This window comes from Streptomyces sp. NPDC002181 (genome assembly GCF_042890485.1).
In the GTDB taxonomy this organism is placed as follows: Bacteria; Actinomycetota; Actinomycetes; order Streptomycetales; family Streptomycetaceae; genus Streptomyces.
The window spans coordinates 874,774-896,079 of sequence record NZ_JBIASC010000001.1 but is presented as its reverse complement, the minus strand read 5'-3'; the positions used below and the strand labels follow the sequence as shown (position 1 = coordinate 896,079).

The 21,306-nt window shown below is 73.0% G+C and carries 24 protein-coding genes; 11 read left to right on the top strand and 13 right to left on the bottom strand.

Annotated elements, in window-relative coordinates:
• Positions 1-59: 59 nt before the first annotated feature.
• A complete protein-coding gene (locus ACFYXV_RS04115; protein ID WP_389381963.1) occupies positions 60-635 on the bottom strand; it encodes a ferredoxin in 576 nt (191 codons plus the stop codon).
• Positions 636-692: 57 nt separating this feature from the next.
• Between ACFYXV_RS04115 and ACFYXV_RS04110 the strand changes: the two genes are divergently transcribed.
• Complete coding sequence (locus ACFYXV_RS04110; RefSeq protein WP_389381962.1) at positions 693-1,028, top strand: STAS domain-containing protein; 336 nt, start codon at positions 693-695, stop codon at positions 1,026-1,028.
• Here the strand turns inward: ACFYXV_RS04110 and ACFYXV_RS04105 are convergent.
• The 3 genes from ACFYXV_RS04105 to ACFYXV_RS04095 all read right to left on the bottom strand — a co-directional run bounded on the left by ACFYXV_RS04105 (position 915) and on the right by ACFYXV_RS04095 (position 4,144).
• On the bottom strand, positions 915-1,928 hold the full coding sequence (locus ACFYXV_RS04105) for a sigma-70 family RNA polymerase sigma factor (RefSeq protein ID WP_385472296.1): 1,014 nt from the start codon (positions 1,926-1,928) through the stop codon (positions 915-917). The genes ACFYXV_RS04110 and ACFYXV_RS04105 overlap by 114 nt on opposite strands.
• A gap of 85 nt (positions 1,929-2,013) precedes the next feature.
• Positions 2,014-2,691 (bottom strand): L,D-transpeptidase family protein, encoded by a 678-nt coding sequence (locus ACFYXV_RS04100; RefSeq protein ID WP_385472348.1) that lies wholly within the window; start codon positions 2,689-2,691, stop codon positions 2,014-2,016.
• 169 nt (positions 2,692-2,860) lie between these two features.
• Positions 2,861-4,144, bottom strand: coding sequence for an MFS transporter (locus tag ACFYXV_RS04095; protein ID WP_389381961.1), 1,284 nt, complete (start codon positions 4,142-4,144; stop codon positions 2,861-2,863).
• Positions 4,145-4,243: 99 nt separating this feature from the next.
• On the opposite strand from ACFYXV_RS04095, the gene ACFYXV_RS04090 reads away from it, so the two are divergent.
• Entirely contained in the window at positions 4,244-5,248 is a 1,005-nt protein-coding gene (locus tag ACFYXV_RS04090; protein ID WP_385472301.1) for a LysR family transcriptional regulator, read from the top strand.
• On the opposite strand, the gene ACFYXV_RS04085 is transcribed toward ACFYXV_RS04090, so the two are convergent.
• Positions 5,194-6,240 (bottom strand): LuxR C-terminal-related transcriptional regulator, encoded by a 1,047-nt coding sequence (locus ACFYXV_RS04085; protein ID WP_385472304.1) that lies wholly within the window; start codon positions 6,238-6,240, stop codon positions 5,194-5,196. The two genes, ACFYXV_RS04090 and ACFYXV_RS04085, sit on opposite strands and share 55 nt — an antisense overlap.
• 181 nt (positions 6,241-6,421) lie before the next feature.
• Between ACFYXV_RS04085 and ACFYXV_RS04080 the strand changes: the two genes are divergently transcribed.
• A complete protein-coding gene (locus ACFYXV_RS04080) occupies positions 6,422-7,672 on the top strand; it encodes an ATP-grasp domain-containing protein (RefSeq protein WP_389381960.1) in 1,251 nt (416 codons plus the stop codon).
• On the top strand, positions 7,653-9,110 hold the full coding sequence (locus ACFYXV_RS04075) for a CehA/McbA family metallohydrolase (protein ID WP_389381959.1): 1,458 nt from the start codon (positions 7,653-7,655) through the stop codon (positions 9,108-9,110). Before ACFYXV_RS04080 ends, ACFYXV_RS04075 begins: the two co-directional genes overlap by 20 nt.
• A 13-nt stretch (positions 9,111-9,123) precedes the next feature.
• On the opposite strand, the gene ACFYXV_RS04070 is transcribed toward ACFYXV_RS04075, so the two are convergent.
• Together ACFYXV_RS04070 and ACFYXV_RS04065 are read right to left on the bottom strand one after the other, a co-directional pair.
• Positions 9,124-9,492, bottom strand: coding sequence for a cupin domain-containing protein (locus tag ACFYXV_RS04070; RefSeq protein WP_383341133.1), 369 nt, complete (start codon positions 9,490-9,492; stop codon positions 9,124-9,126).
• Positions 9,493-9,575: 83 nt separating this feature from the next.
• On the bottom strand, positions 9,576-10,307 hold the full coding sequence (locus tag ACFYXV_RS04065) for an alpha/beta hydrolase (protein ID WP_385472313.1): 732 nt from the start codon (positions 10,305-10,307) through the stop codon (positions 9,576-9,578).
• A 113-nt stretch (positions 10,308-10,420) separates the two neighbouring features.
• On the opposite strand from ACFYXV_RS04065, the gene ACFYXV_RS04060 reads away from it, so the two are divergent.
• From ACFYXV_RS04060 to ACFYXV_RS04050, 3 genes are all read left to right on the top strand, one after another.
• On the top strand, positions 10,421-11,569 hold the full coding sequence (locus ACFYXV_RS04060; protein ID WP_385472316.1) for an adenosine deaminase: 1,149 nt from the start codon (positions 10,421-10,423) through the stop codon (positions 11,567-11,569).
• Positions 11,570-11,709: 140 nt separating this feature from the next.
• The gene (locus tag ACFYXV_RS04055) at positions 11,710-11,988 is read left to right on the top strand and encodes a hypothetical protein (protein ID WP_383341125.1); all 279 of its coding nucleotides are present in this window, start codon (positions 11,710-11,712) and stop codon (positions 11,986-11,988) included.
• A 153-nt stretch (positions 11,989-12,141) separates the two neighbouring features.
• Entirely contained in the window at positions 12,142-12,918 is a 777-nt protein-coding gene (locus ACFYXV_RS04050) for a hypothetical protein (protein WP_385472319.1), read from the top strand.
• A gap of 58 nt (positions 12,919-12,976) precedes the next feature.
• On the opposite strand, the gene ACFYXV_RS04045 is transcribed toward ACFYXV_RS04050, so the two are convergent.
• The 5 genes from ACFYXV_RS04045 to ACFYXV_RS04025 all read right to left on the bottom strand — a co-directional run bounded on the left by ACFYXV_RS04045 (position 12,977) and on the right by ACFYXV_RS04025 (position 16,384).
• Positions 12,977-13,177, bottom strand: a complete 201-nt coding sequence (locus ACFYXV_RS04045) for a PspC domain-containing protein (protein WP_385472322.1) — start codon at positions 13,175-13,177, stop codon at positions 12,977-12,979.
• A 45-nt stretch (positions 13,178-13,222) separates the two neighbouring features.
• A complete protein-coding gene (locus ACFYXV_RS04040) occupies positions 13,223-13,804 on the bottom strand; it encodes a VanZ family protein (RefSeq protein WP_389381958.1) in 582 nt (193 codons plus the stop codon).
• Between the two features lie 218 nt (positions 13,805-14,022).
• Positions 14,023-14,631 (bottom strand): PH domain-containing protein, encoded by a 609-nt coding sequence (locus ACFYXV_RS04035; RefSeq protein WP_389381957.1) that lies wholly within the window; start codon positions 14,629-14,631, stop codon positions 14,023-14,025.
• Between the two features lie 25 nt (positions 14,632-14,656).
• Entirely contained in the window at positions 14,657-15,289 is a 633-nt protein-coding gene (locus tag ACFYXV_RS04030; RefSeq protein WP_389381956.1) for a class F sortase, read from the bottom strand.
• Between the two features lie 108 nt (positions 15,290-15,397).
• Positions 15,398-16,384, bottom strand: coding sequence for a hypothetical protein (locus tag ACFYXV_RS04025; protein ID WP_385472332.1), 987 nt, complete (start codon positions 16,382-16,384; stop codon positions 15,398-15,400).
• A gap of 298 nt (positions 16,385-16,682) precedes the next feature.
• On the opposite strand from ACFYXV_RS04025, the gene deoC reads away from it, so the two are divergent.
• The 3 genes from deoC to ACFYXV_RS04010 are packed head-to-tail and all read left to right on the top strand — an operon-like array spanning position 16,683 to position 19,982.
• Positions 16,683-17,645, top strand: coding sequence for a deoxyribose-phosphate aldolase (gene deoC, locus ACFYXV_RS04020; RefSeq protein ID WP_385472351.1), 963 nt, complete (start codon positions 16,683-16,685; stop codon positions 17,643-17,645).
• 5 nt (positions 17,646-17,650) lie between these two features.
• Entirely contained in the window at positions 17,651-19,087 is a 1,437-nt protein-coding gene (locus tag ACFYXV_RS04015) for an aldehyde dehydrogenase family protein (RefSeq protein WP_385472335.1), read from the top strand.
• Positions 19,080-19,982, top strand: coding sequence for an aldehyde dehydrogenase family protein (locus ACFYXV_RS04010; protein WP_385472338.1), 903 nt, complete (start codon positions 19,080-19,082; stop codon positions 19,980-19,982). The genes ACFYXV_RS04015 and ACFYXV_RS04010 overlap by 8 nt, the downstream gene beginning before the upstream one ends.
• Before the next feature lie 133 nt (positions 19,983-20,115).
• On the opposite strand, the gene ACFYXV_RS04005 is transcribed toward ACFYXV_RS04010, so the two are convergent.
• The gene (locus ACFYXV_RS04005) at positions 20,116-20,466 is read right to left on the bottom strand and encodes a hypothetical protein (protein ID WP_385472341.1); all 351 of its coding nucleotides are present in this window, start codon (positions 20,464-20,466) and stop codon (positions 20,116-20,118) included.
• A 54-nt stretch (positions 20,467-20,520) separates the two neighbouring features.
• Here ACFYXV_RS04005 and ACFYXV_RS04000 point away from each other — a divergent pair, with 54 nt between their 5' ends.
• Positions 20,521-21,261: a uridine kinase gene (locus ACFYXV_RS04000; RefSeq protein WP_389382115.1), complete on the top strand. Its 741-nt coding sequence runs from the start codon at positions 20,521-20,523 to the stop codon at positions 21,259-21,261.
• Positions 21,262-21,306 lie beyond the last annotated feature (45 nt).

Below are 21,306 nucleotides of genomic sequence, written 5' to 3'. Positions count from 1 at the left end.
CCCCTCCCACGCGTCGGCGCGGCTCCCCGTCCGGAGCCGCGCCGGCGTTCTTCTGCGGCTCAGAGACGGGGCAGGGCCTCGCCGGGCGCCGGCTCCCGCCGCAGGTCCAGCCAGAACAGGTAGCCGCGCAGGTAGGACTCCAGCCCGTCGTCGATGTACGCCACGAAGTCCCGGTGGCCGTCGGCGGCGTCGTGGTAGTGCGGCACGTACATCGGGTTCTCCGTGTAGGAGGACCACTCCGCGGCCGCGGCCACCGCCCACTCCCGCACCCGCGCGCGCTCCCGCCACCACGCGCGGACGCCCTCGACGGTCCAGTGGTCGTCGCCGTCCCAGGCGTAGTTGTTGTACAGCTCCCAGCCGGCGGCGGTCACGAGGGCCTCGGTCTCCCGTTCGTTCACCGGCTGGCGGAAGACGAACTCGTGGACTTCGTCGAAGGCGACGTGGCCGGGTGCGTGGTCCCGTCCGAACTGCATGCAGTCGGTGTCGGCCCCGTAGAACGGTCCCGGGACGTTGCGCCAGTTCCGGTCGGCCCACTCGCCCTGGAAGACGGGAGTGCCGAAGGTGGCGTACGGCGAGCCTTCGAGCGAGAGGAGGCGGCGGGCCGTGGGCATGGGATCCCAGTAAGGCGTGATCACCGGGCCCATTCTGTGCGGTGACCGATGAGTTCGGTAAGGCCCGCAGGTCAACCCCTTGTGGAGATCACCAGACTCGCGCTGCCCGGACCCGGCCCGACCGCGCGGGACGCCGCCCTGCTGTGCGCCCGCCTGGCCCGGCTGTACGAAGACGGGGCCGCGGCCGTGGAGTGCGACGTCTCCGCCGTCACCGCGCCGGACCTCGCCACCGTCGAGGCCCTGGCCCGGCTGAGGCTCGCCGCGCGGGGGCGGCCGCTGCGGGTGACCGGGGCCTCGCCCGCGCTACGCGCCCTGCTGCACCTCGCCGGACTCCTCCAGCTGCTCGGGGAGGCCGAAGAGGGGGAACCAGCGTGCGGTGTCCAGGAAGGCGTTCAGCCCGGTGATCCGCCCCTCTGAGACCTCCAGGACCTGAAGGGCCCAGGGGGTCCAGCCCGGGGCCCCGTCCTCCCGGGGCCGGTACTGGCCGAAGGCCGGCAGGCCGTTCGCCGTGGTCGGGACGAGGCGGGAGCCCTTGCAGCCGATGCCCTGGTTCAGATGCCAGGCGGCGATGTCCTCGCGGCCCTGGAGCCACAGGTCGAACGGCGGCATCGACAGCACCGCGTCCTCGTGCAGCAGAGTGGTCAGCCGGGAGATGTCGTACGCCTCGAAGGCGGAGAGGTACTGCTCCAGCAGCTTCACCTGCTCCGCGTCCAGCGGGTCCGCCGTCTCGCTCTCGCGCATCCGGGTCGCCGAGAGGGTCGCGCGGGCCCGCTGGAGGGCGCTGTTCACCGAGGCCACCGTCGTGTCCAGCAGCGTCGCGACCTCGTCCGCCTTCCACGCCAGCACCTCGCGCAGGATCAGCACCGCCCGCTGCTTCGCCGGCAGGTGCTGGAGCGCCGCCACGAACGCCAGCCGTACGGACTCCCTGGCCAGCGCCATCTCGGCCGGATCGGCCGTCTGCGGCAGCACCCGCCCGTCCGGCACCGGCTCCAGCCACGTCACCTCCGGCCGCTCGTTGAGCACGGCCGAGGCCTGGTGCTGCGGGGCGCTGAGGTCCATCGGACGGGCCCGCTTCTTCCCCGCGCTCAGCAGGTCGAGGCAGACGTTCGTGGCGATCCGGTACAGCCACGAGCGCAGCGAGGACCGGCCCTGGAACTTGTCGAAGCCGCGCCAGGCGCGGACGTACGTGTCCTGCACCGCGTCCTCGGCGTCGAAGGAGGAGCCGAGCATGCGATAGCAGTAGCCGGTGAGCTCGACCCGGTAGCGGTCCATCGCCGCGTCCAGGTCGGATTCGATACTCGTGGCGACGTCACTCATGGCTGTCTTCCCCCAGTAGGTCCGATATCCCGAAGCTACCGGAGGGGTCCGACAACGGCAGCCGGGCGGCGCTGCCGGGCCCCGGCTACGTACCGGGCTTGCGCCCGTAGACGTACACGTCGTCCCCCTTGGCCAGCAGGTTCCAGTACGCCTTCGCGTCCGCGAGCCGCATGTTCACGCAGCCGCCCGAGCCCGGCGGGTTCCACATGCTCTTCTCCACCGAGTGGAAGGCGATCCCGCCGTCGAAGAACTGCGCGTACGGCATCGACACGTCGTAGATCGTCGACCAGTGGTCGATGCTGCGGTAGTAGATCCGCTTCAGGCCGGTCCGGGTCTCGGTGCCGTCCTTCCCGGTGCGCACCGGGACCGGTCCGTACTTCAGGGCGGCCCCGTCCTGGACCCAGCTGAGCTGGCGGGTCAGGTCGACGCAGGCGATCCGGCCCAGGTTCACCGGGCACTTCCCGTCCTTGTTCGGGTTCGTGCCCGCCGCCCGCTGCGCCAGCATCGTGCTCATCGTCTGCCAGGTGAGCGACCCGGCGTACCCCGCGGTCGGGGTGATCCCGTGCTTCGCCTGGAACGCCTTGATCGCCTGGCAGTCGGCCGCGGACTGCACCCCGTCGGCCGGCCGTCCCAGGAACTGCTCCACCTGCCGCTGGTACGGCCCCGTCGTCACGTTGCACGAGCCGGCGGCCCGCGCCGTTCCGCCACCGCCGGCCACCAGCGGGACCGCGAGCGCAACCGCCCCGCAGACCACCGCCGCCACTCGCCGTCCCGTACGCGTCCGCGTGGATTTCACGTCGTACTCCCTCCCACCCCCTCATGCCTTCCCGGCGGGGAGGGGCAACGCGCCGGAGCCCGGGGCGGCTTGCGCCTCCGGGCTCCGTAATTCCGCTCGTACCGATGCCGTATGCACCGATCCGGCCGCGGCCGTATCAGCGTGCGGCTGCCAGCGATCCGAGGCGCCGCTGCGCACGTGCCGCGTGCGATCCGTACAGGGTGATCGACACGACGCCGAGCACGGCCAGCAGCGCGATGCCCACCGTCGCCGCCCAGCCCGCCGAGTGGTAGGCGAGCGCGCCCAGCGTGCCGCCCGCGCTGGAGCCGAGGTAGTACGCCGACTGGTACAGCGCCGAAGCCTGCGCGCGGCCCGAGGTCGCCGTCCGGCTCACCGCGGCCGACGCCACCGCATGGCCCGCGAAGAAGCCGGCGGTGATCAGCACCAGCCCGACCAGGATCGCGGCCAGCGAGTCCGCCAGCGACAGCAGCAGGCCCAGCGCGGTCGTGGTCACCGCCAGGTACAGCGCCCCGCGCCGCCCCGTCCGGGCCACCAGCTGTCCGGCGGCCGCCGAGGAGACCGTACCGACCAGGTAGATCAGGAAGATCGACCCGATGACCCCCTGCCCGAGGGAGAACGGCTCGTCCACCAGCCGGTAGCCGATGACGGTGTACACGGCCCCGAAGACGGTCATGAACAGCGCGCCGATCCCGTACAGGCGCAGCAGCAGCGGATCCCGCAGGTGCCCGCCGACCGTACGGCCCACCGCGCGCGGGTTCAGCGAGGCCGGGCGGAAGAACCGGGCCCGGGGGAGCAGCACGAGGAAGGCCGCCGCGCAGGCCAGCGCCATGACGCCGACGGCCAGCAGCCCGCCGCGCCAGCCCCAGGCCTGGGCCGCCCAGCCGGTGACGAGGCGGCCGCTCATGCCGCCGATGGAGTTGCCCGCCACGAACAGGCCGATCGCACCCACCAGCGCCTTCGGCTTGACCTCCTCCGCCAGGTACGCCATCGCGGAGGCCGGGATGCCGGCGATCGCCGCGCCCTGGACGGCGCGCAGCACCACCAGCCACTCCAGGTTCGGCGCGAACGGCACGAGGAGGCCGACGCCGACGGCGACCAGCATGGAGACGGTCATCATCCGGGTCCGCCCGAAGCGCTCCGAGAGCGCGCTGAGCGGCAGGACGAAGAGGGCGAGGGCGCCGGTGGCCGCGGACACGGTCCAGCTGGCCTGACCGGCCGTCACCCCGAACCCGTCGGAGATCGCGGGCAGCAGCGCCTGGGTGGAGTAGAGGAGGGCGAACGTCGCGAGTCCGGCGGCGAAGAGCGCGAGGCTCATCCGGCGGTAGCCGGGGCGGCCGGGGGCGTGGGCTTCCGGTGCGGCGGGAGACGACGGGGTGGAGGCACCCGTGGTGACGGGTGCCCCGGTATGAACGGGAGGCATGCGAAAACCGTAGACCCGCCCCGTTTCATGCGTCCAATGCACAGAATCGCGATAATCGATCCACTGACGCATGAGTGCAGCTCAGAAGGGTGCCTGTCCATGAACCGTTACGAAGAAGACATGGCGGTGACAGGTTTGCTGGCCCCGCGGCTGGCGTACTTCGCCGCCGTCGCCCGCCACGAGCACGTCACCCGCGCCGCGCACGAGCTGGGCGTCCCGCAGTCCACCCTGTCCCGGGCCATGGTCCGGCTCGAACAGGACCTCGGCGTCACGCTGTTCGCCCGCACGGGCCGTACCGTCGCCCTCACCACGGCCGGCCGGACCTTCCTCGCCTCGGCCGAGCGGGCCCTCGCCGAGATCGCCCGCGCCGCCGAGTCGGTGCAGCTGGACGCCGATCCGGCCCTCGGCAAGGTGGCGTTCGGCTTCCTGCACACCCTGGGCCCCGAGACCGTACCCGGGCTGATCCGCGCCTTTCGCGCCGACCATCCGCGCGTGCGCTTCTCGCTGGTGCAGAACTACGGCGAGGCCATGCTGGAGAAGCTGCGGGCCGGCGAGCTCGACCTCTGCCTGACCTCACCCTTGCCGGACGCCCCCGACCTGGTCGCCCGCCGCCTCGACGAGCAGCGGCTGCGCCTGGTCGTCCCCGACGACCACCGCCTGGCCGCGCGCAAGCGCATCCGCCTCGCCGAGGCCGCCGAGGAAACCTTCGTCACCCTGGAAGCCGGCTACGGCCTGCGCCGCATCACCGACGACCTGTGCGCGGAGGCCGGGTTCACCCCCCGGGTCGCCTTCGAGGGCGAAGAGGCCGAGACCCTGCGCGGCCTGGTCGCGGCGGGCCTCGGCGTGGCCCTGCTGCCACCCCCGGCCGTGCCCCGCCCCGGCGTGGTCGAGCTGACGGTGACGGCCCCCCGCGCGGTCCGCGAGATCGGCGTGGCCTGGCTCGACGGCCACCCCGACACCCGGCCGGTGGCCGAGTTCAAGCGCTTCCTCCTCTCCCGCCGCGGCCGCCTCATCCCCGAGCTCCACGGCGGGCACCCCGGGCTCCCCGGTCAGGATCCGGCGCCGTCCGCGGGAGCGGGCGGGGCCGCGGGGGAGAGCAGATAACCGGCCTGGAAGCGGGACTTGGCGCCCACCGCCCGCATGATCTCCGCGATGTGGCGCTGGCAGGTGCGCTCCGACATGCCCAGCCGCCGGGCGATCACCTTGTCCTCCAGGCCCTCCGCCAGCAGTCGGACGATCAGCTGCCGCAGCTCGTCCGAGAGCGAGCGCGCCGCGTCGGGACCCACCGTCGTCGGGAACGGCTCGGCCGCCATCCACGCCCGCTCGAACGCCGACACCATGAAGTGCACCACCGTCGGCTCCCGCACCACCAGCGCCGCCCCGGCCCGGTCCGGCACGGACATCACCCCCGTGCGCCCGTCGAAGACCAGCATCCGCATCAGCCCGTCGCCCAGCGTCCGCACCTGGGCGCCCAGCGCCGTCACCCGCTCCACGTACGCCGCCGTCGGCCGCGAATAGCGCGCCGTGTGCTGGTAGAGCGTGCGCATCCGCACCCCGCGCGCCAGCAGCGACTCGTCCCGCCCGATCGCCTCCTCCAGCGTCTCCACCGCCCGGCCCCCGCCCGGCTGCGAGGTCAGCAGCTCCTGCCCGCACCCGGCGACCAGCTCCGCGATCAGCCCGCGCACCGCCCCCAGATCGGTGACCAGCTCCAGCACCGCGAGGCCCGATCCGTTGCGCTCCAGGTGCGCCGTCCCCGCCTCGTAGGCCGGCACCAGCGCCTCCAGCTGCCCGCGCAGCCGGTCCATCTCGTCGTGGGTCTCCCGTACGAGCAGGGCCAGCGGGGCCAGCGCCCGGGCCGCCGCCGCCCGCGGCGCGACCGCGCTCCACCGCTCCGGGCCGCTGCCGGGGGCCCGCTGGAGCAGGTGCGCGGCCGCCAGTTCGGTGATCGCCGCCCCCGCCCGCGCCCCGAGGTCCGCGGTCGCCTCCTCCTCGGCGAACGAGTGCCGCTCCACGGCGTACGCGTACAGCCGCCGGGCGGCGCGGCTCAGGCCGCCTCCGGACGGCGCGTCGGCTTCGTGGGCTGGCACAGCGGGCATATGCGTATTCGTCCCGGCTTGCGGATGTTTATAAACCCCTCGTGTTCCCGCAAGGCGGCAAGACGACGCTTCGATTCGGCGCACGGGCATATGCCCGACCGGCACAGTGGTCACACCGGGTGAAGGGGGAAGCGCGGTGACGGGGGAGCGGGAGCGGGTACGGAGGACCGGGCGGGGGCCCATGGCGGTCCTGCTGAACCCGTGCCCCGCCATGGTGGCCGCCGCCCGAAGGGCGGGTGCGCGCACCGTGGTGGTCGCGCCGGGTCCGCCGGTGCCATCCGACCGTGAGGGGGCGGAGCGGCGGGTACCGGCGGACTGGCGCGACCACGGCCACCTGGTGACCGCCCTCGGCCGGCTGGACGCCGTCCGCCGCGGCCGCGCCCGCGTCTTCGGCTTCGACCCCGCCGCAGCGCTCGCCGCCGCCCGCGCCAACGAGGCCCTGGGCCTGCCCGGCACCCCCGCCGCGGCCGTCGCCGCCCTCATGGACAAGGCCGTCCTGCGCGCCCGCTCCAACGCGTTACACGCCGTCAGGCCCGTCTCCTTCGTCCGCTGCGGGCGCGCCGCGCTGATCCCCTTCCTCGCCGCCCTCATCGGCTTCCCCTGCGTGGTCAAACCCCGCGCGGGCGTCCTCGGCGAGGGCGTACGGCTGCTGGCCGGCCCGGCCGAAGCGGAGGCCGCCGTCCGCGACTACCCCCGGATCACCGACCTCCTCGTCGAGGAGTACCTGGAGGGCCCCGAGCTCGCCGTCCAGGCCCTGTCCCGCGGGGGCCGCCACCGGGTCCTCGGCTGGGCCCGCCGGATTCCGGGGCCGGGGGCCGCCGCCACCACCGCCACCGGGCACGAGCTGCCCGTCGCGCTCCCCGCCGAGGCCGCAGCGGCCGTACGCGCCCTCGTGCGAGGGGTCCTCGACCTCGCGGGACACCGCGACGGGCCCTCCCACACCGAGCTCGTCCTCACCCCGTACGGCCCCCGCCTCATCGAGGCGCACGCCCACCCCGGCGCCGAGGAGCTCGTCGCGCTGCTGCGGCTCGCCCACGGCACCGACGTGCTCGCCCTCGCCGTCGCCGCCGGACTGGGACTGCCCGAACCGGTGCTCCACCCGCGCGCCGCGCACGCCGGACTGCGGTACGTGGACTTCCCGCCCGGCACCCGCGTCGAGCGGGCACGCCCCAACCTGGCCGCCGCCCGCGCCGTGCCCGGGGTGTTCCGGGTGGGGCTCCAGGTGCCGCCGGGGGCGACGGTGCACGGGCCCCCGACCGGCTCGCTGCACCACGCCCACGTCCTGGCCACCGCCCCGACGGCGGACTCCCTGGGCCGCGCCCTGGACCGGGCCGCGGCCCTGCTCGACGGCCGACCGGGACCCCTCACCCCGGATTCACACGGGATTCACGTACCACCCCCACCGTGGGGTCATGGCCCTCACCCGACGTGAAGTTCTGGCGACCGGAGTGTCCGGCGCCGCCGCGGTCACCACCCCGCACCCGTCCGCGCCCTCGCCGGACACCCGCGTCCTCACCGGCACGATCCCGCCGGGCGCCCCCGACTTCGTCGAGATACCCCTCGACGTACCGCGCGGCGTACGCGAGTTACGCGTGTCGTACACGTACGGCAGGCCGCCCGTACCGCCCGGCACCCCCGGCAACGCCCTCGACATCGGCATCTTCGACGAGCGCGGCACCGCCCTCGGCGGCCGCGGTTTCCGCGGCTGGTCCGGCGGCGCCCGCGGCGAGTTCTTCCTCCGCGCCGACGACGCTACCCCCGGCTACCTGCCCGGCCCGATAGGCCCCGGCCGCTGGCACGTCCTGCTCGGCCCCTACACCGTCGCCCCGCAGGGACTCCCGTACGAGATCACCGCACGCTTCACCTTCGGCGAGCCGGGCCGCACGCCCCGCCCCGTCTACCCGCCCCAGCGCGCCCGGGGCCGCGGCCGCGCCTGGTACCGCGGCGACTGCCACATCCACTCGGTCCACTCCGACGGGCGGCGCACCCCCGCCGAGATAGCCGCCCTCGCCCGCGAGGCCGGCCTGGACTTCATCAACTCCTCGGAGCACAACACCCACAGCGCGCACGCCGCCTGGGCCGGCGCTCTCTCACCCGAACTGCTGATCATGACCGGCGAGGAGATCACCACCCGCACCGGCCACGTCCTGGCCGTCGGCACCGACCCGGGCACCTTCGTCGACTGGCGCTACCGGGCGCGCGAGAACCGCTTCGGCCGGTTCGCCCGTACGATCCGGGGCGCGGGCGGCCTGGTCGTACCGGCCCATCCGCACGCCACCTGCATCGGCTGCGCCTGGAAGTTCGGCTTCGGCGAGGCCGACGCCGTGGAGGTGTGGAACGGGCCCTGGACCCCGGACGACGAGGTCTCCCTGGCCTCCTGGGACGCCACCCTGCGCGGCGCCGACGGCGAGCGGTGGCTGCCGGCCGTGGCGAACAGCGACCACCACCGCGACCCGGACCGGATCGGCGGCCCGCAGACCGTGGTCCTGGCCGAGGACCTGACGCGGGAGGCGGTCCTGGCGGGCATGCGGGCCGGGCGGTCCTACGGAGCGGAGTCCTCGCAGGTCTCGGTGGCCTTCGAGGCGGTGGGCCCGCGCGGGGAGCACGCGGGCATCGGGGAGCGGCTGCGGGTGGCCCCGGACGCGGACGTGGCCGTCCGGCTCACGGTCACGGGCGCCCCCGGCTGCGAGCTGAGACTGGTCACCGACCAGGGCCTGGCCCTGACCTCGGCGGACGCCGCCCTGGAATGGCGCACCACGCCGGCCCGCTCGGCCTACGTACGGGCCGAGGTCCGCCACCCCGCCACGCTCCCGGCGCTGCCGGGCGCCCTGGCGGCTTTCACGAACCCGGTCTGGCTGCCGGCGGGGTGAGGACGGCAGGGGGTCAGGAGGCCGGCTTCGCGTACTGGCCGAAGCCGGTCCAGTCGACCGCCACGCACTGCTCGTCGCCGACGACCCAGGCGTCGTGCCCGGGCTCGATCTGCATGAAATCGCCGGGACCGTACTCCTCGCTGGCCCCGTCGTCCATGACCACCTTCATCCGGCCGCTCACCACGTAGCCCGTGTGCGCGGCCTCGCAGCTGTCCGTGCCCGCCAGCGGCTTGATGTGCTCGGACCAGCGCCAGCCGGGCTCGAAGACCGCGCGGCCGACACCTCCGCGGTCCGTCTGGATGAGGTCGAGCCTGCCCTTGCCGTCCGCGAACGGACGGGTCTCGTCCGCCTGGTCGAAGTTCCTGCGCACGATCGCGGCCATGCCGAATCGCCTCCCGCGGAGAAGCGCCCCGAGTCCACTCCTCACTTTACGCTCGGCCCTTCACGCCCGGCCGGTCCGGCGTCTCATCCCCGCAGCGAACGTCCGAACCCCGTCGCGAGCGGCATCCGCAGCCCCAGCGGCGGCGGCGCCGCCAGCGCGTCCGTCACCGGCCGCGAGAACCGTCCCGAGAACATCGCCCCCAGGACGAAATCCACGGACAGCGCGACGACTTCCGCCTGGTGCTCGCGCAGCCGGTGCCCGTCCGAGTGCACCTCGAACCGGCAGGTGGAACGGTTCGCCTTCTTCGCCTGGGCCGCCAGCCGAAACGATGCCTCCGGGTCGCTGTGCGCGTCGTTCGTCCCGTGCACGATCAGCACCTGCCGTCCCGACAGCTGTTTCACCGGTTCCGGGGATTCCGGGGAGACCACCTCACCCAGGGAAGGGGCGAGGGCCAGCACCGAGTTGACGGCCTCGTGGCCCGCCGCCCGCAGCGCCGCCCGACCGCCCGCGTCGTACCCGGCGAGGCACACCGGCACGTCCCCGTACCTGCGGACCACCTCGTCGGCCGCCCACCGGGCGTCGTCCTCCCGGCAGGCACCCTTGCCGTGCAGCACGGTGTGCGTGACCAGCCCGTCCGCCCCGCCCGCCCGGACCAGCGCCCGCGCCAGCGGACGCACCGGACCGGGGGACAATCTGGACGTGCCGGGGAGTAAGAGGACGACCCCGTTGACCGTGTTGCCTTCTGAGACCGAGCCGTTCGCGCCGGCCGCCCGCCCCAGGCGGGCCCCGCGCGCCGGCGGCGCATGCTGTGCCATGGCGGAACAGTCTCAGACTGACAGGTGTACGCGACCCGTCCGTACGGTCTCTGTTACGTATCGACCCCTGTCGCCGACGCGTTGCTCTACGCGCGTAGGAGTAGAGTGCCCGGATGACGAGCGAGACCCCCAACCTGCCGACCCCGGACCAGATCCGCCGCTCCCCGAAGGTGCTGCTCCACGACCACCTCGACGGTGGCCTGCGCCCCGGGACCATCATCGAGCTGGCCCGGGAGGCCGGCTACGAGAACCTTCCCGAGACCGACGCCGACAAGCTCGGCATCTGGTTCCGCGAAGCCGCCGACTCCGGCTCCCTTCCGCGCTACCTGGAGACGTTCGCGCACACGTGCGCCGTCATGCAGACGAAGGCGGCCCTGTTCCGCGTCGCCGCCGAGTGCGCCGAGGACCTGGCCGAGGACGGCGTCGTGTACGCCGAGATCCGCTACGCCCCCGAGCAGCACCTGGAAGCCGGCCTGACCCTCGAAGAGGTCGTCGAGGCGGTGAATGACGGCTTCCGCGAGGGCGAGCGCCGCGCGAAGGCCAACGGCCACCGCATCCGCGTCGGCGCCCTGCTCACCGCGATGCGCCACGCTGCCCGCGCGCTGGAGATCGCGGAGCTGGCCAACCGCTACCGCGACAACGGGGTGGTCGGCTTCGACATCGCCGGCGCCGAGGCCGGGTTCCCTCCCACCCGCCACCTGGACGCGTTCGAGTATCTCAAGCGCGAGAACAACCACTTCACGATCCACGCGGGCGAGGCCTTCGGCCTGCCGTCGATCTGGCAGGCCCTGCAGTGGTGCGGCGCCGACCGCCTCGGTCACGGCGTGAAGATCATCGACGACATCGAGGTCGCCGCCGACGGCTCCGTGAAGCTGGGCCGGCTGGCCTCGTACGTCCGGGACAAGCGCATCCCCCTGGAGATGTGCCCCACCTCGAACCTGCAGACCGCCGCGGCCGCCTCGTACGCCGAGCACCCGATCGGGCTGCTGCGCAAGCTGCACTTCAGGCTGACGGTCAACACCGACAACCGCCTGATGAGCGGCACCAGCATGAGCCGCGAGTTCGAGCACCTCGTCGACACCTTCGGCTACACGCTCGACGACATGCAGTGGTTCACCGTCAATGCGATGAAGTCCGCGTTCATTCCTTTCGATGAACGACTGGCCATGATCAATGAGGTCATCAAGCCCGGTTACGCCGAGCTGAAGTCGGAATGGCTGTTCCAGCAGACCGCCTCGACCAGCGGTTCTGTCCTGGCCTAGGCCAGGGCGTGACAGACCGAAAGCGCCCGGGAGGAGCAATTCCCGGGCGCTTTCTCGTATTTACGTATGTTTGCGGGCCGGGGTTTGAAGTGACTAGTTTGCGGAGCCGCTCAATTCCCCGTCGCAAGGACTAAATCTTCATGAAGAAGTCAGCTGCCAAGACCCTCGGTGCCGCCGCCCTCGGCGCCGCCTTCGTCGCCGCCGCCGCGGGTTCCGCCTCGGCCGCCGTGCCCGCGATCGGCCTCTCCGACGCGCTGGGCACCGTGACCGGCGCCGCCCAGGGCCTCACGAGCCAGCAGCAGGTGAGCCCCGAGGGTGGCCAGCAGCAGAGCGACCCGGCCGCCCCGCTCAACGACCTCACCAACGCGGTCGCCCCGACCCTCGGCGGCCTGCCCATCGGCGCGCTCGGCGGAAGCTGATCCCCGTCTGATCGGTCCGCGGATCCGTCCGCGGATTTTCGTACGCGCTCGCACGTGGCGCACGCCGGTTCGATCGGGTGTGTGCCACGTCGTGGCGTGTGCCACGATCACCACCAACTGCCCGCCGACGCACGGGGTATGAGGTCATCGGTCATGCGCTTGAAGGCACGAGTCACGGTCGGAGCGGCCACCGCCGCCCTGCTTCCCGCCCTCCTCCTGGGGGCCGTGGGGTGCAGCAGCAACAAGGACGCCGCCCCCGCGGCGGGCAAGACGCCCGACCCCAAGGGCTCCGCCCCCTCGGGCTCCGCCGCCGCGTCCCCGGGCTCCGCCCCGAGCGGCGCTGCCGCGCCGAAGGCCGGGGCGACCAAGCTGGAGCGCTCCGCACTCGAACAGGGCGATCTGCCCGGCTACCAGGTCTCGGCACAGGGCAAGAATCCGAACGCCCCCGACGGGCAGCCGCAGGCCGACCGCAAGGCCTGCCAGCCCCTGGCCGACATCATGGGCGACAAGCCGGACCCGGCCGCCCGCGAGACCGTCAACCGCGGCATCGGATCCCAGAAGCAGGTCGGACTCGCCGTCTCCGCCTCCGTCAGCTCCTACGCCGAGAGCGACGCCAAGGCGCTCCTCGCCCGCCTCAAGAGCGCCGTCGGCGCCTGCGGTACGGGCTTCACCGCCACGGTCGACAAGCAGAGCGGCAGCTACCGCGAGGTACGGGCCGCCGAGTACAAGACGGCCGGCGACGAGACCGTCAGCTGGACCACCACCGCGGCCGCCCAGGGCGTCTCGGCCCAGGTCCACGTGGTCGTCGTCCGCCAGGGCGCCACCGTCGTACGCCTGATGGCCCTCAATGTCGCCGGAGGCCAGCAGAAGGTGCTGGTCCCGCAAGAGGTGGCGGACAAGCAACTGGAGAAGGTCCGCGGCGCGAGCTGACGACCCGGCCCGAAGGCAGGGCTGACGAACCGGGGTCTCCGCCTCCGCCTCGGCCGCTTTACCAGGCGTTGGCGGCGGACTTCTCGTTCGGCAGGAGCAGCCACAGCGCCAGGTAGATCAGGAACTGCGGACCGGGCAGCAGGCACGAGACGACGAATATCAGGCGCATCGTGTTCGCGGATATCCCGAAGCGACGCGCCAGTCCGGCGCAGACGCCGCCGATCCAGCGACCGTCACGGGGGCGGACAATGGCGCTCATGGGTTCTCCTCTGGGGCTTTCGGCGGGAGGTTTTCCCGCGATGCCTCAATACTCCCGCGGCACCGCTGACAAGACGTCGCTCCAGGGGCCGAGTCCGACCCTGGGAATTCTCGGGGTGGACCCCTGAGGGGACTGCTCGCAGCGCCGCGCGCGCCGCAGCCGCGCACGCAGCGCCGGTACGACGGCCGCGTGCGCGAGGACGACGCCCAGCCCGTTCAGCAGCACCGAGTCCACGTCGACCACCTGCCCGGGAACGCCGCTCTGGAGCATCTCGATGAGGAGCGAGGCCAGCACGCCCGCGGCGGCGGTCCGGGCCAGCGAGGACCACGCGGCCAGCGGCGACGGAGCCAGGTTCCCGTTGGCCAGGGGCAGCAGCACTCCGAGCGGGGCCAGCAGCGCCAGGCTCTCGCCGATCCGCCGGGCCGCTTCCAGCGGTCCGTACGAGAGGTCCGCCCGGATCCCCTCCAGCGGGGTCAGATTGGCCGCGGCGGCCCAGGGCACGTCCAGGGGCCGCAGAGTGAGCCAGCCGACGAGGAGGAGGTGGGCGACCAGCAGCCCTCCGCCCAGGAGTCGGAGCCGGAGGTGAATGGCGGTGGCGGCACTGCGGCCGACCTCGTTGCGCTGCACATGTGCGAGGACGCAGGCCCCGGTGGCCGCGGTTCCGGTCGGATCCTGTGAGCGGGCTCGCAACGGGTTCCGCAGCGCGTTGCGCAACGGGTTCCGCAGCGGGTTGCGCACCGGCCTCGCAGGGGCGGCGCGCCGGGTTCGCAGGGGCCGCGCACCGGGTTCGCGCCGGGTTCGCGCCGGGCCGTCCGGGGCCGGCGCGCTCCGCGTACGGGCCGGTGTCAGAGGACGGCGAAGAGCACGACCAGGAACACGGCGCCGAGGACCGCGGGAGCGAGGATCTCGTACGACCACCGCACGCGCACGACGCCCTGGGCACCGGCCCGCGAGGCACCGCGCTCGGCCAGCTCCCGCAGTTCGTCGATCGCCTGGTCGGCCTGGGCCCGCCGCGCCTCGCCGGAGCCGGCCGCCCCGGCCCCGCCCGCGTCCCTGGCGCTCTGCCGGTTCGCCTTCTTCCGGTCGCGCAGCGAGACGGGGATGGACCACAGCTGGTACTTCGACCCGTCGGCCAGCACCTCCGCCGAGTACCCGGCGCGCACCACGTCCACGGCGCCCCACGGCAGCTCGATGACCCGGAAGGGGTTGCGCACGCGCATCCGGTCGGCGTTGGCGAAGACGGCCGGACGGATGGTGAACGCCACGGTCAGCGGTACGGCGACCAAGGCGATCGCCGCCGCGAACCACGGGGCGTTCCCCGCCCCCCGCACGAGCGCGTCCCCGCACAGCCACGCGATGAGCGCGAGCAGCAGGACCCCGGTGACCACGGCCATGGGGGAGCGGTAGACCCGGTCGTCGTACGCCGGTTCCTCAGGGGGTTGCTGGCTGCTCATGAGGCCGATTCTGCCTCACGTCATCTCAGCCGACGAGATCGGCGTACACGATGATGTTGTCCGGGCGGTGCCCGTCGGTGATCTCGCCGCCGCAGGTGACCAGCCGCAGCTCGGGGCGCGCGGTGTTCCCGTACACCTTGGCGGTCGGGAAGCTCCTCTTGTCCACCTGCTCCAGCGCGCGCACCCGGAAGACGGCGGAGCGGCCGTCGGCCCGGGAGACGGTGATCTCGTCACCGGGGTGGATCTTCGCCACGTCGCGCAGGACGGCCGGGCCGCGCGCGGTGTCGAAGTGCCCGATGAGCACGGCCGGTCCGGTCTCGCCCGGGGTGACGCCCTTGGTGTACCAGCCGATCCGGTCCCCGTCCGCGACGGACGGCACCTCGACGGCGCCGTCCGCGGCCAGCCCCAGCTTCAGCAGCGGGCCCGTGTCCACCCCGGCCGCGGGGATCCGTACCCGTACGGGCTCGGAGGCGGGCATCGGGGCTGCGGGCGCGGCCGGGGCCGCCGGTTCGGGCGCGGCCGTCGCCGGGGCCGTGGCGATGCGGGGCGCGGGCGGGAGCGCCGGGGCATCCGCCGCGCCCGCGCAGCCGGCCAGGGCGGCGAGGGCGAGCGGAGCGAGCAGCGCGGCGGCGAGAGGGGTGCGCAGGCGGCGGGCCATGGGGATGCTCCGGGGAAACGGGCCCGGCGGGCCACCGTGGAGGCGGCCCGCCGGAAGGGGAACGGGAAGGGCTGGGGGCTGGAGGGCTGCGGGGTGCCGGGGAGGTGCTCAGACGCGGTTGCGGGAGGCGCGGCGACCGCGGGCCATCAGGGCAACACCGAGCCCGGCGAAGATCGCGACGAGACCCGCGCCGGCGGCCACGGTGGTGCTGTCGTCGGTGTCCTCGGCGGCGAGCTCGGCCCCGGCGGCCACGCCGCCCTGCGGCACGACCACGGTCTGCGCCCCGACCTGCGGCTTCACCTCGGAGACCGGCCGGGCGTTCACCGTGACGGTCGGCGTGGGCTTCGGCGCGGGCTTGTCGGTGGCCCGGTCCTCCTTGACCTCGTAGTTCGGCTTGCAGCCCTTGGGCAGCGCCGGGAAGGAGGTCCGGCCGAGCGGGGTGCCGCCGCCCTGGGTCTTCCACTCGAAGCCGGGCGCGGCACCGCTCGGGTTCACGATGCGGGCGATGATCCCGGCCGACTCGGGCAGTGCCGGGAAGCCGCGGTCCAGGAGCCGCCAGACGGTGTCCTCGCCGGCGCCCCACAGCTCGGCCCGCGGGCCGTCGGGCGACATGTACAGCTTGGCGCTCATGCCGGCGCCGATGTTCTGCGACTTCACGGCCGAGCAGACCTGGCCGGCCTTGCCCTCGGGCAGCGGGTAGGACTTGGCGACGCCCTTCGTGGTGACCACGAGCACCGGGGCGGCCGTCTCCGCCTTGGTGAGCTCGAAGGAGGCCCCGTACGCCTCGGCGGTGGTCTGTCCGCGGGTGAGCAGGCCCACCACGTGCAGCATGTAGTTGTCGCCCGGCTTCCACTGGTCGCCGACGTAGCGGATCCAGGCCTCCGGGCCCTCGGCCTCGTTGCGCAGCACCGCGACCATCCCGTTGCCCACGTAGACCGCCCGGCCCTCGTAGCGCCCGTTGCCGTCGGAGGACGCGACCGCCTGGGTCGACGGCACCGGCTGGGGGGCGGTCGCGGCGATCGCGGTCGCGGCCGGCGCGAGGAGGGCCCCGGCGAGGGCGGCGGTGACGATCGAGGTGCGGAGGGCGGAACGCATAACGACTCCTTGAAGCACGTGTCGCGGGAAGGTGGGAGAGTCGCATGCCGCGTTTTCTCTTTCGGGGCTTTCGTCCGGTGAGGTCTGGCGGGCTGCTGAAGAGAAATTTACGTTTCTTGTTCGACTGGACCATGAGGTTCCCGTCTTCGCCATGTAACAGGAAAAGTGGAGGTCAGCGGTCCGCAGGCCGGGCCGACCGGTGATCCCCGCCGCGCCCGGATGTGTCCGGGTCCGCACATATGTGCGCCGGCGGGGGGTGACAGGCCGCTACGCGCGTAGATATGCTCATCTGGTGACCATGCCCACCACCCTCTCCGCATTCGCTGACGTGACGACGTCCGACAGCGCGCTGCGCCGCTTCCTGCACGGGCTGCCCGGCGTAGACGCCGTCGGCCTGGAGGCCCGCGCGGCCGCGCTCGGTACCCGTTCGATCAAGACCACGGCCAAGGCGTACGCCATTGACCTGGCCATTTCCATGATCGACCTGACCACGCTTGAGGGTGCGGACACCCCGGGCAAGGTCCGAGCGCTCTCCGCCAAGGCCGTCAACCCCGACCCGACCGACCGCAGCACGCCCATGACCGCCGCGGTCTGCGTGTACCCCGACATGGTGGCCACCGCCAAGGCCGCCCTGAACGGCGCCGACGTCAAGGTGGCCTCCGTCGCGACGGCCTTCCCGGCCGGCCGCGCCGCGCTGCCCGTCAAGCTCGCCGACACCCGTGACGCCGTCGCCGCCGGCGCCGACGAGATCGACATGGTCATCGACCGTGGCGCCTTCCTCGCCGGCCGCTACCTGGACACGTACGAGCTGATCAAGGCCGTCAAGGAGGCGTGCGTACGCCCCGACGGCACCGCCGCCCGCCTCAAGGTCATCTTCGAGACCGGCGAGCTGTCGACGTACGACAACATCCGCCGGGCCTCCTGGATCGGCATGCTCGCGGGCGCCGACTTCATCAAGACCTCCACCGGCAAGGTCGGCGTCAACGCCACCCCCGCCAACACGCTGCTGATGCTCGAAGCCGTCCGCGACTTCAAGGAGCAGACTGGAATCCAGATCGGCGTGAAGCCGGCCGGCGGCATCCGGACCACCAAGGACGCCATCAAGTTCCTGGTCCTGGTCAACGAGACCGTGGGCGAGGACTGGCTGTCCAACCACTGGTTCCGCTTCGGCGCCTCCAGCCTGCTCAACGACCTGTTGATGCAGCGCCAGAAGCTGAGCACCGGCCGTTACTCCGGTCCCGACTACGTGACGGTGGACTGATCACCATGGCATCCCTTTTCGAGTACGCACCGGCCCCCGAGTCGCGTTCCGTCGTCGACATCGCCCCCTCGTACGGGCTCTTCATCGACGGCGAGTTCACCGACGCCGCCGACGGCAAGGTCTTCAAGACCGTCTCCCCGTCGTCCGAGGAGGTCCTCTCCGAGGTCGCCCAGGCCGGCGCCGCCGACGTGGACCGCGCCGTCAAGGCCGCCCGCAAGGCCTTCGTGACCTGGTCCGCGCTGCCCGGCTCCGAGCGCGCCAAGTACCTCTTCCGCATCGCCCGGATCATCCAGGAGCGCAGCCGCGAGCTGGCCGTCCTGGAGACCCTGGACAACGGCAAGCCGATCAAGGAGACCCGCGACGCGGACCTCCCGCTCGTCGCCGCGCACTTCTTCTACTACGCGGGCTGGGCCGACAAGCTCGACCACGCGGGCTACGGCGCGAACCCGCGCCCGCTCGGCGTGGCCGGCCAGGTCATCCCGTGGAACTTCCCGCTGCTGATGCTGGCGTGGAAGATCGCCCCGGCGCTCGCCACCGGCAACACCGTCGTCCTCAAGCCCGCCGAGACGACCCCGCTCACCGCGCTGTTCTTCGCGGACATCTGCCGCCAGGCGGGCCTGCCCAAGGGCGTCGTCAACATCCTCCCGGGTTACGGGGACGCGGGCGCGGCCCTCGTCGAGCACCCGGACGTCAACAAGGTCGCCTTCACCGGCTCGACCGCGGTCGGCAAGGCCATCGCCCGCCAGATCGCCGGTACGGACAAGAAGGTCACCCTGGAGCTGGGCGGCAAGGGCGCCAACATCGTCTTCGACGACGCCCCCATCGACCAGGCCGTCGAGGGCATCGTCAACGGGATCTTCTTCAACCAGGGCCAGGTCTGCTGCGCGGGCTCGCGCCTGCTGGTCCAGGAGTCGATCCACGACGAGCTGCTGGACTCCCTCAAGCGCCGCCTGTCCACCCTGCGCCTGGGCGACCCGCTCGACAAGAACACCGACATCGGCGCGATCAACTCCGCCGAGCAGCTGGCCCGGATCACCGCGCTCGCCGAGACCGGCGAGGCCGAGGGCGCCGAGCGCTGGTCCCCGGCGTGCGAGCTGCCGTCCTCCGGCTACTGGTTCGCCCCGACGCTCTTCACGAACGTCACCCAGGCGCACACCGTCGCCCGCGACGAGATCTTCGGCCCGGTGCTGTCCGTGCTGACGTTCCGTACGCCCGACGAGGCCGTCGCCAAGGCCAACAACAGCCAGTACGGCCTGTCCGCCGGCATCTGGACGGAGAAGGGCTCGCGCATCCTCGCGGTCGCGAACAAGCTCCGCGCCGGCGTCGTCTGGGCCAACACGTTCAACAAGTTCGACCCGACCTCGCCCTTCGGCGGCTACAAGGAGTCGGGCTTCGGCCGCGAGGGCGGCCGCCACGGCCTGGAGGGCTACCTCGATGTCTGATCAGTCAGCGGCGTCCCGCCTGCATGTCTTCAAGACCTACAAGCTGTACGTCGGGGGCAAGTTCCCCCGCTCCGAGAGCGGCCGGGTGTACGAGGTGAGCGACTCCAAGGGCAAGTGGCTGGCCAACGCCCCGCTGTCCTCCCGCAAGGACGCGCGTGACGCGGTCGTCGCCGCCCGCAAGGCCTTCGGCGGCTGGTCGGGCGCGACCGCGTACAACCGCGGGCAGATCCTCTACCGCATCGCCGAGATGCTGGAGGGCCGCCGCGAGCAGTTCGTCCGCGAGGTCGGCGAGGCCGAGGGCCTGTCGAAGTCGAAGGCGGCCGCGGTCGTCGACGCGGCCATCGACCGCTGGGTCTGGTACGCGGGCTGGACCGACAAGATCGGCCAGATCGTGGGCGGGGCCAACCCGGTCGCGGGCCCGTTCTTCAACCTCTCCACCCCGGAGCCGACGGGCGTCGTCACGGTCGTCGCCCCGCAGGACTCCTCGTTCCTGGGCCTGATCTCGGTGATCGCCCCCGTCATCGCGACGGGCAACACGGCCGTCGTGATCACCTCGGAGAAGTCCCCGCTCCCCGCCCTCTCCCTGGGCGAGGTGCTGGCCACCTCCGACCTGCCGGGCGGCGTCGTCAACATCCTTTCCGGCAAGGCCGCCGAGATGGGCCCGCACCTGGCGTCCCACCAGGACGTCAACGCGATCGACCTGGCGGGCGCGGACGCCGCGCTGGCCAAGGAGCTCGAGATCGCCGCGGCCGACAACCTCAAGCGCGTCCTGCGTCCACAGCCTGTGGACGACTGGAGCGCCGACCCGGGCACGTCGCGCATGACGGCGTTCCTGGAGACGAAGACGGTCTGGCACCCGACGGGTTCGCTGGGCTCGGGCGGATCCTCGTACTGAGCGGTCCCCCTCGAAAACCGGCCCCGGCAGCGTCCCCCGTGCTGCCGGGGCCTTTTCGCGCCCCGGCGACCCTGTGCCCCGGCGACCCTGTGCCCCGTCGACCCTGAGCCCCGGCGCCGCCGCGGTGCCCCGGTTACGGCTGCTTCGGCGCCAGCGGGCCGAGCAGCGAGGACGCGGCCGCCCCGGGCAGCTCGCCGACGGACGGACCCTGCGTCAGGATCCCCGTGACCGCGGTGGTGCCCACCGCCGGGAAGTCGGCGACCTTGGTGGCGACGCCGTTGTCGAGCGGGTCCACGCCGGTGTGGGCCAGCGGGTTCACCTTGAGGTTCGCGATGGGGTCGGTGACCCCCGCGAGGGCCGCCGGGACGGAGAGTTCGCCGGCCTGCGCACCGCCGGCGGCCATGGCCAGGGCCGCCCCGGCCATGGAGAGCGTGATGCCTGCGGAGCGCAGCGTGGAGCTGCCGGGAGCTGCGTGACGTGCCATGGGGATCCCGCCTGAGGTCGTAGTCGCGTGCGCACGCAGCGTAGTCGAGGTGTGATCCTGGATACCAACCGGGTACCGGAGGCATCCCCTGCGCGGGGGAATGGTTCACACTTGTGTTCCGTGAGCTCCTCCTCTCCTTTGCCTACGCGTGTCGTCCTGCTGACCGGCCCCTCGGGGTCCGGCAAGTCCAGGCTGGCCGCCCGTTCCGGGCTGCCGGTGCTGCGTCTCGACGACTTCTACAAGGAGGCGGACGACCCCAGCCTCCCGCTGGTCGAGGGCAGTTCCGACATCGACTGGGACTCCCCGCTCTCGTGGGACGCCGACGCGGCGGTCGCCGCGATCGTGGACCTCTGCGCGGGCGGCCGTACGGAGGTGCCGGTGTACTCCATCGCCACCTCCTCCCGTACGGGTACGGAGACGCTGGACATCTCCCGCACCCCGCTGTTCATCGCGGAGGGGATCTTCGCGGCCGACATCGTGGCCCGGTGCCAGGAGATGGGGCTGCTGGCGGACGCGATCTGTCTGCGCGGCCGTCCCTCGACGACGTTCCGGCGCAGGCTCGCGCGGGACCTGCGCGAGGGACGCAAGTCGCTGCCGTTCCTGCTGCGCAGGGGCTGGCGGCTGATGCGGGCGGAGCGGGGCATCGTGGCCCGGCACACCGCCCTCGGCGCCCACGCCTGCGCCCGGGACGAGGCGCTCGGCCGCCTGGCCGCCTGCGCGGCCGGCCGCCACCGAGCCGTTGACCGGATCGCGGAAGGACACGCCGGGCCGGAGCGCGTCCCCCGCCTGGCCTAGGGGGCCGGCCGACCGCGGCGCCTAGGTGTATTGATCACGAGCGTT

Coding starts and splice junctions, on each gene's coding strand:
- ACFYXV_RS04105 (WP_385472296.1), bottom strand. CDS start 1,928: ATGAGTGACGTCGCCACGAGTATCGAATCCGACCTGGACGCGGCGATG.
- ACFYXV_RS04095 (WP_389381961.1), bottom strand. CDS start 4,144: ATGCCTCCCGTTCATACCGGGGCACCCGTCACCACGGGTGCCTCCACC.
- ACFYXV_RS04090 (WP_385472301.1), top strand. CDS start 4,244: ATGAACCGTTACGAAGAAGACATGGCGGTGACAGGTTTGCTGGCCCCG.
- ACFYXV_RS04085 (WP_385472304.1), bottom strand. CDS start 6,240: ATGCCCGCTGTGCCAGCCCACGAAGCCGACGCGCCGTCCGGAGGCGGC.
- ACFYXV_RS04080 (WP_389381960.1), top strand. CDS start 6,422: ATGGCGGTCCTGCTGAACCCGTGCCCCGCCATGGTGGCCGCCGCCCGA.
- ACFYXV_RS04075 (WP_389381959.1), top strand. CDS start 7,653: ATGGCCCTCACCCGACGTGAAGTTCTGGCGACCGGAGTGTCCGGCGCC.
- ACFYXV_RS04070 (WP_383341133.1), bottom strand. CDS start 9,492: ATGGCCGCGATCGTGCGCAGGAACTTCGACCAGGCGGACGAGACCCGT.
- ACFYXV_RS04065 (WP_385472313.1), bottom strand. CDS start 10,307: ATGGCACAGCATGCGCCGCCGGCGCGCGGGGCCCGCCTGGGGCGGGCG.
- ACFYXV_RS04060 (WP_385472316.1), top strand. CDS start 10,421: ATGACGAGCGAGACCCCCAACCTGCCGACCCCGGACCAGATCCGCCGC.
- ACFYXV_RS04055 (WP_383341125.1), top strand. CDS start 11,710: ATGAAGAAGTCAGCTGCCAAGACCCTCGGTGCCGCCGCCCTCGGCGCC.
- ACFYXV_RS04050 (WP_385472319.1), top strand. CDS start 12,142: ATGCGCTTGAAGGCACGAGTCACGGTCGGAGCGGCCACCGCCGCCCTG.
- ACFYXV_RS04045 (WP_385472322.1), bottom strand. CDS start 13,177: ATGAGCGCCATTGTCCGCCCCCGTGACGGTCGCTGGATCGGCGGCGTC.
- ACFYXV_RS04035 (WP_389381957.1), bottom strand. CDS start 14,631: ATGAGCAGCCAGCAACCCCCTGAGGAACCGGCGTACGACGACCGGGTC.
- ACFYXV_RS04030 (WP_389381956.1), bottom strand. CDS start 15,289: ATGGCCCGCCGCCTGCGCACCCCTCTCGCCGCCGCGCTGCTCGCTCCG.
- ACFYXV_RS04025 (WP_385472332.1), bottom strand. CDS start 16,384: ATGCGTTCCGCCCTCCGCACCTCGATCGTCACCGCCGCCCTCGCCGGG.
- deoC (WP_385472351.1), top strand. CDS start 16,683: ATGCCCACCACCCTCTCCGCATTCGCTGACGTGACGACGTCCGACAGC.
- ACFYXV_RS04015 (WP_385472335.1), top strand. CDS start 17,651: ATGGCATCCCTTTTCGAGTACGCACCGGCCCCCGAGTCGCGTTCCGTC.
- ACFYXV_RS04010 (WP_385472338.1), top strand. CDS start 19,080: ATGTCTGATCAGTCAGCGGCGTCCCGCCTGCATGTCTTCAAGACCTAC.
- ACFYXV_RS04005 (WP_385472341.1), bottom strand. CDS start 20,466: ATGGCACGTCACGCAGCTCCCGGCAGCTCCACGCTGCGCTCCGCAGGC.